General features: G+C 64.2%; 11 protein-coding genes. 7 read left to right on the plus strand and 4 right to left on the minus strand.

Going from position 1 to position 13,132, the window contains the following annotated elements; genetic code table 11:
• Positions 1-126: 126 nt before the first annotated feature.
• Positions 127-2,289: a hypothetical protein gene (locus tag H5T65_00060; protein MBC7257622.1), complete on the minus strand. Its 2,163-nt coding sequence runs from the start codon at positions 2,287-2,289 to the stop codon at positions 127-129.
• A 325-nt stretch (positions 2,290-2,614) separates the two neighbouring features.
• Here H5T65_00060 and H5T65_00065 point away from each other — a divergent pair, with 325 nt between their 5' ends.
• The 7 genes from H5T65_00065 to H5T65_00095 all read left to right on the plus strand — a co-directional run bounded on the left by H5T65_00065 (position 2,615) and on the right by H5T65_00095 (position 8,163).
• Complete coding sequence (locus tag H5T65_00065; protein MBC7257623.1) at positions 2,615-3,259, plus strand: hypothetical protein; 645 nt, start codon at positions 2,615-2,617, stop codon at positions 3,257-3,259.
• 86 nt (positions 3,260-3,345) lie between these two features.
• On the plus strand, positions 3,346-3,942 hold the full coding sequence (locus tag H5T65_00070) for a hypothetical protein (protein ID MBC7257624.1): 597 nt from the start codon (positions 3,346-3,348) through the stop codon (positions 3,940-3,942).
• Between the two features lie 66 nt (positions 3,943-4,008).
• Positions 4,009-5,478, plus strand: coding sequence for a bifunctional metallophosphatase/5'-nucleotidase (locus tag H5T65_00075; GenBank protein MBC7257625.1), 1,470 nt, complete (start codon positions 4,009-4,011; stop codon positions 5,476-5,478).
• A 62-nt stretch (positions 5,479-5,540) separates the two neighbouring features.
• Positions 5,541-6,122 (plus strand): zinc-ribbon domain-containing protein, encoded by a 582-nt coding sequence (locus H5T65_00080; GenBank protein ID MBC7257626.1) that lies wholly within the window; start codon positions 5,541-5,543, stop codon positions 6,120-6,122.
• A 61-nt stretch (positions 6,123-6,183) separates the two neighbouring features.
• A complete protein-coding gene (locus tag H5T65_00085) occupies positions 6,184-6,609 on the plus strand; it encodes a GyrI-like domain-containing protein (GenBank protein ID MBC7257627.1) in 426 nt (141 codons plus the stop codon).
• A gap of 281 nt (positions 6,610-6,890) precedes the next feature.
• Positions 6,891-7,811, plus strand: coding sequence for a WD40 repeat domain-containing protein (locus tag H5T65_00090; GenBank protein MBC7257628.1), 921 nt, complete (start codon positions 6,891-6,893; stop codon positions 7,809-7,811).
• Between the two features lie 22 nt (positions 7,812-7,833).
• Positions 7,834-8,163 carry a hypothetical protein gene (locus tag H5T65_00095; GenBank protein ID MBC7257629.1) on the plus strand — a complete coding sequence of 110 codons (330 nt, stop codon included), beginning with the start codon at positions 7,834-7,836 and terminating at the stop codon, positions 8,161-8,163.
• 18 nt (positions 8,164-8,181) lie between these two features.
• On the opposite strand, the gene H5T65_00100 is transcribed toward H5T65_00095, so the two are convergent.
• The 3 genes from H5T65_00100 to H5T65_00110 all read right to left on the minus strand — a co-directional run bounded on the left by H5T65_00100 (position 8,182) and on the right by H5T65_00110 (position 13,047).
• Positions 8,182-9,501, minus strand: coding sequence for an AAA-associated domain-containing protein (locus tag H5T65_00100; GenBank protein MBC7257630.1), 1,320 nt, complete (start codon positions 9,499-9,501; stop codon positions 8,182-8,184).
• A gap of 3 nt (positions 9,502-9,504) precedes the next feature.
• On the minus strand, positions 9,505-11,229 hold the full coding sequence (locus H5T65_00105) for an ABC transporter permease subunit (GenBank protein MBC7257631.1): 1,725 nt from the start codon (positions 11,227-11,229) through the stop codon (positions 9,505-9,507).
• A 102-nt stretch (positions 11,230-11,331) separates the two neighbouring features.
• The gene (locus H5T65_00110; protein MBC7257632.1) at positions 11,332-13,047 is read right to left on the minus strand and encodes a hypothetical protein; all 1,716 of its coding nucleotides are present in this window, start codon (positions 13,045-13,047) and stop codon (positions 11,332-11,334) included.
• Positions 13,048-13,132 lie beyond the last annotated feature (85 nt).

A 13,132-nucleotide genomic window follows, 5' to 3' on the forward strand; every position in this document is an offset into this window, starting at 1 on the left:
CATTTCCCAATCGTCCCTTCGCGCGCCTCGCAGTCGCTGCCCTTTCGCGTCTTTCGCGCCCTTTCGCGCCCTGTCGCGAGGTTTGCGTTCCAAATCCCCTTCGCGCAATTCGCGTCCCCAAACCCTCTAGCGCACCTCAATCGGATAGAACCCAATGCCCAAGGTTCGCTCGTCCAGGCTGCCGGGCACCGAGTCCTTGGGCACAAAACTGCCGCCCAGATACCGGAACGTAACGAGGTTGAAATCGCGCCCCAGCGGGAGCGCTACATCCGTCAGCACATCCTTGCGCATGTCAAACGTGCCGATCTCCCGCCCGTTCACCAAAATGCGCAACCGACCGAAGTCCCCGAACGTGCCGCGAACGTGCATCTTCACCGGCGTGAGCAAGATATGCGCGGTTCTTGCCTTCTCAGTGTAGATGAGCATCCGCGCTGTGGCCTGCATCCAGCGGACGCCCGTCCCGGGGTCCGGACCGTACCATCCCGACTGGTACAGCACGCTCAGGCCCGATTCATTCGGCATGGCGATGGCCCCGTTGATGTCCAGATAGCGAATGGAATCATCCAGCATAAACCCGTAGCGTCCGGCCACTACGACGGCCCCCAAATTCGGGCGGAACATGTGGGCACAGGGCAGCGGCGCAGTGCCGCAGCGGTCGCCCTCCTTCGGCAGGTACACTACAAACCCTGCGTTGGTTACGCGGCTCTGATACGCCGTTTTCGGCAAGGCACTGAAACCGGCATCCGACCCAGGCGCTACCAAATACGGCGTGCGGATGGGCGACAGAAACAGGAAAAAGGCCAGCACGATGGCGAGCACGAAGCCCGATTGCGGCAACTCTCCCGCATCCGTCTCGCCCACCAGCCTCGTCGCGGCCACGGTCAAAGCCCCAACCGCCAACCCCCAGAACGCCCCCATCCCCAGGCGGGGACTGGGAACCGTCAAGAACCACGCGACCAACGCCACGATGGGCGGTAGCAGGACGAGCCAAAGGCGCTTGCGGCTCGCCTGTCCGCCGCACTTGGGGGCGAACAGCCCGGCCAATCCCGCCACGAGCGCGACGCCAATGGCCCGAGGCACGTCCGCCGGCAGGCTGTCGGCCCACTTGCGTACCCACGCCATATCCGCCAGCACGTCGGCCCAGAAGACCTGCGGCGTGCGCACCCACGACTGTAGCCACTTCGCCTCGCTGGCGACCAGCGCGCGGGGCACGCGCCATGGCACGTTGACCGCACCGAAGGTGCTCGGGTACACCGGGTAGCCGCTCAGGATAATGCCCCGTGCCATCCACGGCACGACGACCAGCAAGACCGCCGCGCAACTCCGCCCGAGGATTGCGACAATCTCGCGAGGCGCACGCCCGGGGCGACGCGCCACTTCCACACCGAGCGCCACGGCGAAAATGCCTATGCCCAACACGGCAAAACTCCGCTCCACCACGACCCCGGCGCACGCCATCAGCGCGAACCAGACAAGCCAGAACTGCGCCTCGGCCGGCTCCATCTCCCCGGACCGCGCGAGAAACCCCAGCAACTGCCCCAGCATCAGCACCGCAAGGACAAAGACCGGCAAGGAGGGAGACAGTGTGGCGATGTTGCCGCCGGAGACCTCTACCATCACGGGCGCCAGCAACAGCGCGTAGTACAGGCGATAGGCGCGCTCGCTGTCGCGCCCCACAAACAGAGCCGCCAGGCTCCGCACCGCATACGCCATCAGTACGGTGGCCAACAAACCGCTGGCCAGATGCAGCGCCCGACCCGTCCATTCGCCAGCGTCCAGCATGGCCGCGTACAGGTAGTACGTGCTGTTGAACGCCAGTCTCCCATGCACGTTGCCCAGCCCGGGCACGATCGGATACGATTTCGCCCAGAGCATGGATTGGATTCGGTACAGAGCATCGTCGTAGTTGGCCGTGCCCGCCGTGGCTAGATTGGCGAACCACAGGCCGATGATCGCCGTGGCCAGCCAGACCCGCTTCCGCCCTCGCCATTCCGCCTGGATCAGCGCCCACACGTCGCGCCAGTGCAGCCCCAGCCCCGCCAGGCCCAAAAGCCACACCACCGTCAGCGCCAGCCAGTTGACGGCGAAGAAGATGTGCCAAATCTGGAGAAGCGCAAGCGTCAGCGCCCAGCCGATCCAGAACGCGAGGAACACCCTGCGCGGGAAGGGCACCACCCGCCCGAGTCGCGGCGCGCATCGTAACCCCAACAGGCCCACGCCGCTGAACACCGCGAACAGGCCCACCCACGAGAGGAGCATAAACGACGCTGGCTTCAGCAATTCAAGCATGTCGCACCACCCGGTCGCAACAGTCTTTCGCCACGGACAACAGCGGGATTTGCAATTGCACCAACCGCGCCTGCCGTCGGAACGCGAGGCCATAGGCGCATTCCCCGGCGCGCGGCGCTATCATACCCGTTTTCGCATCCCTGTCAACGTCGTGCGCCCCGCTGTGGGTCGCAGCGTCCTCGACGGTGAAATCCAGGCCCTTCACCCCGCACCCCCAGCCGTGAATCCCGCACACGTCGTCTTTTTGACATCCGCAGCGCCTCGCCCCATAATGGCGTGCAGAAGGCCCAAGGCCACATCCCACACCATCACTGCGGGAGCACGCATGTCGTTACATTCGCTCTGGACCGACGAAGAACAGGCCATCCTGGCCTCGCTCAGCACCCCTGCGCGGGTGCAGGATTTCCTGGACAGCATCCCCTACACCACCGACCATCAGACCCGCTCGCCGAGGCGGGTGCTCCGCGATCGCTGCGCTCACTGCACCGAGGGCGCGATCTTCGCGGCGGCGGCCCTGCGCTTCCACGGCCACCCCCCGCTTGTCGTGGACCTCCGCGCCGAGAACGACGACGACCACGTCATCGCCGTCTATCGGTGGCGAGGGCACTGGGGAGCCGTCGCCAAGTCCAACTTCGTCGGCCTGCGCTACCACGAACCCATCTTTCGCAACCTGCGCGAATTGGCGCTCTCGTACTTTGAGGAATACTTCAACACGCTGGGGGAAAAGACCCTTCGCGCCTACTCGCGCCCCCTGGACCTGAGCGTATTTGACAGCATCCACTGGATGACTACCGAGCAGGATTTGGAGATCATCGGCGCGCGGCTGGATCGGGTGCGCCACTACCCGCTGCTGGACGCCGAAGCCGCCCACAACCTGCGCCCCGTGGACAAGCGCATGTACGACGCCGGTTTCTTGGGCACGGACATGGCGGGCGTCTACGTGGCCAAGCCCAACGCCGCACGCGGGTAGGGAGCCGAACGCACGGCGCGCCACCTGGCGCTTGACAGCCCGCCCGCGCCATGCTACAGTGGCGCTACTTCACGCGAGGCGCAAATATGCCGGACGACGAAAATTCGGGTGGGGAGCGCCAGACCCTCACCTGGGACTACGCTCTGCCGCTGGCGACCAATCCGTTCATCTGGTGGGACTTCCTGCGCGTGGTCGCGGCAAGCCTGCTCATCATGGAACTCTTCGTCTTCGCCATGAGCCTCGTTGCGGGCGATCCCGCATGGCTGCCCCCATCCGTGTTGGCGCTCGTCGCGGGCATCCTGGCGGCACTCTTCCTCATCGCTACGCTGCTGATCTACGGCAACCGCTACCGCGCCCGTTTCGTCGTGGACGCGAGGGGCGCGCAGATGGAAGATGCGGGCCAGGGCCGCCGTTTCCGGTGGCTGATGGCGGTGCTGGGCGTGCTGGCGCGGCGGCCAGGTGTAGCCTTCTCATCCACGGCAGGCCCGTCGGGCTATGGCGAGCGCGTCAGTTGGCGCGAGGTGCGGCGCGTTACGGTGCACCGCCGCCTTCGGGTCGTTACGCTCAGCAACTCGTGGCGGTCGCTGCTGCGGCTCTACTGCCCGCCACAACTGCTGGACCAGGTCGCGGCGCTGGCGCAGGCCCATGTCGCCACAGCCGCGAAACGCAGAACGACGCGGTAAGTCCGCACGCGGCGAAAGAATCCGGCCTAATGACATGAGGTGCGACATCCGTAAGGAGGGGAGCCGATGAATACCAAGAGGTTCACAATCCTGCATTCCAACGACATGCACGGCGATTTTCTGGCCGAAATGCGCGGAGCGGAGGGCCGCCTCATCGGAGGGCTGGCGCTGCTCTCCGGCTATGTCAACAAGGTGCGCCGCGAAGAGGAAAACGTTCTGTACGTCATCGCTGGCGACATGGTACAAGGCTCCATCATTGACACCGAATACAGGGGTATCTCCACCATTGAGATCATGAACTACCTCTCGCCCGACGTCGTATCCCTGGGCAACCACGAGTTTGACTACGGCCTGCCGCACCTCCTGTTCCTGGAGCGCATGGCGAACTTCCCCATTGTCAACGCCAACCTGTACATCAAGCCCTACAACAAACGCCTGATGCGCCCGTACCACATCATCAACAAAGCGGGGTTTGACATCCTGTTCATCGGCATCATCACCGACAAGGTCATTGACGCCCTCAAAACCGACCCCGTCATCGGCACGTTCATCTCTCTGCAAGAGGCCAGCGACGAGGTAGGCCGCATCTGCAACGCCTACAAGAACGACGACATAGACCTAACCGTGCTCCTCACCCACATCGGGTTTGACTCCGACGTGGAACTGGCCAAATTGCTGAAGCCCGAATGGGGCGTGGACATGATCATCGGTGGGCATTCGCACACGATCCTCAGCACGCCGGTGGAGGTGAACGGCGTGCTCATCGCCCAGGCCGGCGTCGGCACCGACCAGATCGGGCGATTTGACATCGTCGTGGACGACGACACGAACTCCATCGTGGACTATACCTGGAGACTCATCCCCATCACGGACGAGATCACCGAGCCTGACGAGGGCTTGCACAACTTCATCGCCTCGTTCAAAGATGAGGTGGACCGCAAGTACAACGCGATCCTGTGCAGGTTCGCGACGGTGCTCACCCACCCCAAACGCGAGGAGGAAACGGCGCTGGGCAACCTGGTGGCCGACGCCCTGGCCGAATACACCGAGAGCGATGTGGTCATGGTCGGGAGCGGCTCCATTCGCCTGAAGGAACTGGGGCCGATCCTCACGCTGGGCAATTTCATCTCCTGCTTCCCCTTTGACGACGCGCTGACCCGTTTCACCGTCACCGGCGGGCAATTGAAACGCATCTTCGCCCACGTCATGCGCCCCGAAAACCGAGACGGCGAAGGCGAATGCTACCAGGTGAATCGCGGCGTCCGCGCCGCGTACACCGAGGCGAAGCGCGAACTGGAATCCCTGGAGGTGCGCGGCAAGCCCGTGGACGGTGAGGCGCTGTACACGCTGGTGCTCCAAGGCTACCATGTCAACAACGCGGCGGTCTACCTCAACATCACCTACGATGAACTGACCGCCCACGGCAAGCCCAAAGTCGTCAGCACATCCATCCAGGACGTGCTGGAGGAGTACTTCCGCAACAACCAGAACCTAAACGCCAAGGTGGAAGGACGCCTGGTGTACAAGAGCGCATAGCCCCCAGACCAATCCAGGCCAAAGCCCATAGGCTGCTCACATACCCACGCAAAGAGGAGTCCATGAACGCAGGTGAACAACGCTACTGTGAACAGTGCGGCGCGGCGCTGGGCCCCGACGCGCGGTTCTGCGGTAAGTGCGGCCGGCCGGTCGCGCCGGCGGCCCCGCCACCACCGCCGCAGGCAAGCGCCCCGACCGACTCGCGCGCCCAGGCCCAGGCGTGCGCCGTCGCCGAAGCCATGCCGAAGAAAACGCGGACTCCCGTCCTGGGCCGTGTGTTGGCCGTGCTGGCGGGCCTGGCGCTCATCTTCCTGGGGCTGCGCGGGCCGATTCTGAGCATCTTCGGTGAATCGGCGACGGCGGTCATCACGGACGTCTCCGTGTCGGACAGCGAGGAGCACGAGTATCAAATCACGTATCAGTTCACCGCAAATGGCCAGCCCTATGCAGGCTCATGGAATCAGGAAGCGCTCAACATCACGACCCTCCCCGCCGAAGGCGCTCGGATTTCCGTCCGCTATCTGCCTGCGTGGCCTGGCCTGAACGCCCCGGCACGCGAGGCTGCCCCTGGCCTCACCAGTCTCGTCCTGGTCGGCCTCGGTGTGCTGCTCATCCTGTTCAACGGCAAGGTGCGCATCGGCTAGGGCGCAGAACCCGCGTGGCCAGCCACGTCTGCTCCGCCCAGAAGGCGGAAGGGAGAACGAAATGAACTATCGGGCGACCGTGGTAACGATGCCCGCCTTGCTCCTGGCCGTTTGCAGAGCGCACACGTTCCCGGAAGGCATCAAGGATGCGTGGAATCGCCTGGAAGCCGCCAAGCCATCCTTGAAGGGGCGACGATTCTACGGACTCACAGTGTGCGAAGGCGACAAACTTGCCTACTATGCTGCGGTGGAGGTGACCCACGACGAGGAAGCCGCGGCGCTGGGATTCCCGGTGTTGCGCGTCAAAGGGGGCCCCTGCGCCCGAGTGAAATTACGGGATTGGCCCAAGCACGTGGATGAAATCGGCGACATCTTTGCCGATCTCATGCGCCGCTTCACCATGGCCCCCGATGCCCCCACCGTAGAGTACTACCGAAGCCAATCCGAACTGCACCTGTTGCTCCCTTTGGCCCACAAGGACGAGTAAGCAACGGCTGCCCACAGCGGTGGGTTCTAGGCCGCGGCGACGCAACCCGCCCGGCGCCTACGGCGGCTAGGGAGGTACAGATTATGGCAAACAAACAATGGGTATCCTTCGCTGTCTCGCTGGGAGGTCTTGTCCTGTTGGTAGCGTGCGCTGGCCCCGCAACTTCAAGCCCTACGGCCAGGCGTACCGTGCCTATCGGCACAGTCGCAGTGGCCACAAAGGCCCATCCCACAGAACCCCCTTGGACTAGCACGCCCGCCCGCAAACCCACAGCCACCCCCATGTCCACCGCTACGCCGCAAGCCGTCATCCCCATTGACGGAGCGCGCAGTGTGGCCTTTCACCCGAGTGGGCGATGGGTGGCCTTCGGCACTCTGGACGGCGAGGTGATCCTATGGGACATCCGCGAGAACCGCGAAGTGCGCCGCATGAAAGAGCACAGCGGCATGGTCGGTACTGTGGACTTCAGCGCCGATGGCTCACTCCTCGCGTCGGGCAGCGCCGACAAGACCGCCATCGTATGGGACGCGAATACGGGGGAACGGAAGCATCGCCTAATCGAGCATTCCGCCGAGGTTGCCGGCGTGGCCTTTGCCGACTACGGCGCGTGGCTGTTCACCGGCAGCAGGGATGGCTATGTGTGGATGTGGGATGCAGACGACGGCACCAAGGTGGCCTATACCCAGGGGCCGTCGCAGGTCGTGGGCATCGCCTACAGCCACACGCGCCTGCTAGCAATGGCCCGCCAGGATGGCCTGGTCATAGTCGCCGACTGGCAGGCCCAGAAGGACAAATTCGTGATCCGCGCCTTCCCCGATCTACAGCAGGGGCAGACGACCTACGCACTGGGCTATCCCCGCATGGCCTTCAGCCCAGATGGCTCCTTGCTGGCCTGCCCGTCGCTCTTCCTTCAGGCTGGCGCGTCGCCTGGAAAGGCGTATCTCTTTGACATGCGCGCAGGTCAGAACGTGGCGGAGTTCCCCGGCAACCCTCGCGCGACGGCCTTCAGCCCCGATGGTACACAACTGGCACTCGGCCACTTGTCCGGCGCTGTAGAGGTATGGGACGTGAAAAAGAAAACCAAGTCTCTGACGTTCCCCGGAGCCGGCGTCGTTTGGGATCTGGCCTTCAGCCCCGATGGGCGCTCCCTGGTCGCCGTAGGCACTCTGGGCGTGCAAATCTGGACCATACCGGCCGATTAGCCGAAGCACGGCGAGGAATACAATGGCAGCACAGCGGCCGTTCCGGGGTAGCGAAGCCTTGGCGGGCCTTTCGCTGTTGGGGCTTGCTTATGTGGGGGCTCTCTACTACCTCCGCACGCTCACCGGCTTGGACGTGGCCGATGGGGTCATCGGCGTCCTGCTGGGGCTCTACATCGCCTCGCATCCCGCCGCCAACGCCATAGACATGTTGTTCTTCCGCCGCCACGTTGCGCGCGAACTTTTGGCAGGCACAGCAGGCGCGATCTGGCTGGCCCTGAACGCACTCGCGCTGGCCGTGGGATGGGTGAACATCTGGGTGGGAGCGGTGCGATTCGTCCCGCCCGCACCGTAAAGATGCGCGTTGCCTGGCCTACGCGACTTTCTCGGTTGTGGACGCGCCCTCGGCCGGCTCCAGGTAGATGCGCTCATCGCTGTCGTCGTAGGCCAGCAGTTCCGCATAGCGGCCCCAGTTGATGACCGTCTCCAACTGCCGCGCTGCTTCGTCGGGCGGGAACTCCAGTTCCAGCGCAGTCTTCACCACCTCGCTCTGAAGTTTCTGGCCCGACGCTCGCAGCATAGCAAACAGCCACTTGAACAACGGCAGACGCCGTATGCGGGTGCGGAAGATTTCCTTGCGCGCCAGAATGCTGGCATCGGCGAAGGTCTCGCCCAGCGGCGTCAACATGATATCGCCTTTGTCAACCGTCGCGAACCCCAGCAGTTCGCACGCCTCGGTGAGCATCAGCAGGTGATCCGAGTCCACCTTGAGGTCTTCGGTCAGGCGGTACAGGTCGGCGCGATTGCCGGGCGCCTCGGCCAGTTGCTCCAAAAGGCCCGCGAGTTGGTTCACGGTAACATGGGGCAGCGCCCGGGTACGGCCTGGTTCGCCGGGGGCGCTCCCCAACTCTACATGCTCTGGCTGAGTCTGGCCAGCCAGAATGCCGTACACCTCATCCACCACTTTCAGGAAGTCCGGGTGCTTGCGTTGGCGCGGGTGCGGAAGCGGGACCGCCAACTCGGCGACCACGCGGCCCGGGTCCTTCTCCATGACCACGATGCGGTCGGCCATGAACACGGCTTCCTCAATGTTGTGCGTTACCATCAGTATGGCGCGAGTGGGGATGCTCCCGCTTGTCCACAACTCCAGCAATTCGCCCCGCAGCGCCTCGGCGCTCAGGACATCCAGCGCGGAAAATGGCTCGTCCAGGCACAACAGTTCCGGCTCCACGGCCATCGCGCGGGCAAATCCCACCTTCTGGCGCATCCCGCCCGACAGTTCGCGTGGGTATGCCGTCTCAAACCCGTCCAGGCCCACCCTATCCAGCAGGTCCACGGCGCGCGTGGTCCGAATTGGTTCGGGCACGCCCCGCGCCTTCAGCGCCACCGCCACGTTATCCAGAACCGTGAGCCATGGGAAAAGGGCAAACGTCTGGAAAACAATCGCCGCGTGAGGGTTCACCCCTTGCAAAGCCGCGCCGCGATACAGCACCACGCCCCCGCTGGGACGTTGCAGGCCCGCGATGATGCGCAACAGCGTACTCTTGCCGCAGCCCGACGGACCTAGCAGGGCCACAAACTCGCCCTCTCGCAACGTCAGATTGACGTCTTCCACAGCGATGAACTGGCGCGAGCCACTGCCGTAATACTGACTGATGTGCTGAAGTTCAAGCAGGTATCCGTTTGTGGCCATGGTTTACTCCATCCGATATCGTTCTTCGGCCAGGCGATAGAACCGGCGCCAGACAAGCCGATTGATGAGAACCACCGCGAACACCATGGACAGCGTGGCGGCCAGGAGCAGCGGATAGTCGCCCGTGCCGGTGGATTCGGCGATCAGCGCGCCGATGCCAATGGTCTTCAAGGTGCGGCCGGCAAACTCCACGTGCTCGGCCACAATGCTGGCGTTCCAGGCCCCGCCACTGGCCGTAATCGCACCGGTGATGATGTACGGGAACAGCGCGGGCAAGATCAACGTGCGCCAGCGTTCCCATCGCCCAAGCCCCAGCAGTGTTGTGGTGTATCTCAAGTCCTGCGGAATGGCCGAGGCCCCCGCGATGATGTTGAACAGCAGATACCACTGCGTGCCCATCAGCATCAAGAGGACAGCCGCCACCTCCAGCCCACCTGACACGCCAATGAGCGCCAGCAGCAGCACAGGAAACAACGCCGTTGCTGGCACCGACGCCGCAATCTGCACAATCGGCTGGAGCCAGGCGGCAATGCGCCGATTGGTGCCGATGGCCACGCCCACGGGGATCGTCCACGCCAGCGCCACCGTCAGCGCTACTCCCACCCGCAGCAGGGTCGCCCCGACTCCTTCCAGGATATGAAGCCACTGTGCTGGCGGAACAGCAAACAGCAGAAGCGCCGCGCGGTAGGCCCCGTACAGCAGCGCAGCGCCCGCCAGTACGACAAGCACACGCCCCGGCCACGATGCCTTCCGCCCGTCCTGCGCCAGTGCATCCCGCGCCGGGAAACGGCGGACAAGATACCCGTCCAGCCGCTCGCTGATGGGGTGCAAGACGGCCCTAGCAAACCAGTCGGCAAGGCGCGATTGGCGCACCGCGTCGTGGAACCACGATGCGGGCGGCTCCTCGCCTTCCACCATTTCCAGTTTGAACCGGTCAGACCACGCAAGCAGTGGCCGCCAAACGAGTTGATCCAGCGCCACAACCACCAACACTAGCGTCCCCACGCCCCACAGGATAGAGCCTACATTGCCTTGATTGGCTGCCTCTTGGAGATACGCGCCCAGGCCGGGCAGACGAAAGTCGCGCTGGCCCACGGTGAAGATCTCCGCGGCCATCAGGAAGAACCACCCGCCCGCCCAACTCATCATGCTGTTCCATATCAGGCTGATCGCCGCGAAAGGCAGTTCCAGCGCCTTGAATCGCAGCCAGCCGTTGAAACGGAAGATGGTGCCGGCCTCGCGCAGTTCCTGCGGGATCGTCTTCAGCGACTGGTACCACGCGAAGGTCAAGTTCCACACCTGGCTGGTGAAGATGAGGACAACGGAAGCCAGTTCCGCCGCCATCTTCTCGGGCAAGATGGCGCTCAAACTCAAGAGCACTACCGGCAGGAACGACAGAATGGGCACGCTCTGCAGCACATCCAGCAAGGGGATGAGCACCGACTCGGCACGGCGGCTGTACGCGGCCCAGCGCCCGTAGGTCAGCGTAAACAGCATGGACAGCGCGTAGGCGGCCAACATGCGGCCCACCGACAGCACAGCATACCAGGGCAGCGCCGTCGGCTTCAGCGAGATGGTCGGCCCTTCCACCACAACCGGAGCGCCGAACGCCAGTCGCACGCCCACATATAGCAGAACGGCGACCAACAGAAGAGCCAGAACATCACCCCACGTCAGGGGCCGATGCAGTGGCTGTTCGGTTCGGAGAAGGCGCGGGGGTCGGGCCATGGGCACTCACTCGCAACACGAGATTCCGCGTCCTCGGCGGGTGAGCGTATTCTAGCGCCGAGTCACCCTGCTGTCAATTACTGCCAACCGGTGGCAACGTCCTCACCCCGCACGCAGGCCGTGTAGCCACGCCGAGAGGAACGTAACCGTCCACACAAACGGCCTCACGCCGACATGCATCGGCTGGCCCGCCTCCACTCGGCGGAAGATGGCCTCTACATTCCGAGCGTTGCAGAACGAGAGAATGGGGTTGTCCCTGGCGAAGACCACATCCCGAACGTAATCGCGGGCAGCCGAATGTCGGAAGGTCTCGTAGTACGGGAGCAGAAACCGCCCCTTGGGCCAATAGGCCCACTCGCGCGGGACTTGCCGCGCCAGGAGTTCCTTGAGCAGCCCCTTCGGCTCACCGCCGAGGCATTTTTCGTCCCACGAGAGCGAGAAGGCGGCGCGCACCGTCTCCGGCTCCAGGAAAGGCATCACCGTACCTACGCCGCGCCTACGGAGCGGGTCAAACACTCGCGCGCCGCACTGGCACATACTATTGCGAAGCCCACCGGAAATAGAGATGCGGTCGGACAGGTCGGCGTCCCCGGCCAGCGCGTCCAGTTCCGCGAGTGCGGCTCGTTCCATTTCGGCGCGCACGTGCGGCGGAATGCGAAACGCAAACCCGTCCATGCTGGAATGGCCGCCTGCCGCCGCATATTCCGCGGGTAGGTGCGCCGTCTTGTTGACTGCGCCGACGAACCAACTCAGCCTGGACGTGCCACGCCACAGGCCCGCCGGATATGCTGCGGCGACCAATCGGCGCAAGGCGCGCGGCACAGCATAGAGCCGCCGGAACAGTCGCGCTTTGCGCCCCGATGCGAACAGCGACTGCGCTCCCGTGCCGGTCAGCACCGCCGTAGGCAGGCTTGCCCATTGCGCCATGGCTTGTATCAGCATCAACGTGGGCAGAGATGCAGGGTCGGCCAGGGGCGCGGCATATTCTTGCGCCAGACTCTGCAGAATAGGGACAATCTCCGCCGGATTCCAGTACACCTCTTCAAACTCCAGGCCCAGGTGCCGGGCCATGGCGGGAGCCATTTCATGGAATGGGTCAGATGGCCCCAGGGTGAAGCGCTGCAAGCGCGCGTCCGTGCGACGCAGAGCCGCGAGCCGCGCCGCCACGAGCGCCGAGTCCACGCCGCCGCTGAAATGCACCACCACGGGCGGTTGCGTGCGGGCGATCGCCGTATCCATGGCGACAAGGACGTACTCCTCCGGATCGCGCTCCCGCCTCTCCTCCACCAAGTCGCCGATGCTGAAGAAACGCTGGAGTCGCGCCTCGCCCGAGTCGGCGGGAAGAATCAACGTGTGCCCTGGAACGACCCGCAGCACGTTGCGCGATAGGGTCAACGGCGAAGGGACAGAGCCATACTGGAAGAGCGTGTAGACCGCACGCACGTCTATGTCAAGCCCGACGATGCGAACAATCAGGCGCAGGTCGTTGCTCAGTACCCAACCGTCGCCCGTTCGCGCGTAGTAGAATTTCTCCAGAGATAGCACGGGAACTGTTACCCACACCTCCCCCGAAGTCAGCGAAACGTCCATGCGAGTTGCATGGGTACCGAAGCCCTTGGGGGGTTCCTCGGTCAGGGCGTGCTCGCGGGTCGGCACGTCCAATGGGACAATGGTGCAGCGTTGCGCCCCGTCCCTCACGAGTGCTGCTGTGTCGGGCGCGCGGATGCTGGCCCAGCCAAAGGCAAACGTCCTGCCGTCCGCCAACAGGCGCGAGTACAGATGCGCCGACAGACCCAACCAGGCGGCGTGCCGCTGCATAGCATCGGCCCACGCAGACGAGCCCGTCGGCTCCCCAACAAACGCAGCGAAAAACATCGTGCTCGCGCCTCTCCCATTGCGCCTG

Source organism: Chloroflexota bacterium (assembly GCA_014360805.1).
In the GTDB taxonomy this organism is placed as follows: domain Bacteria; phylum Chloroflexota; class Anaerolineae; order DTLA01; family DTLA01; genus DTLA01.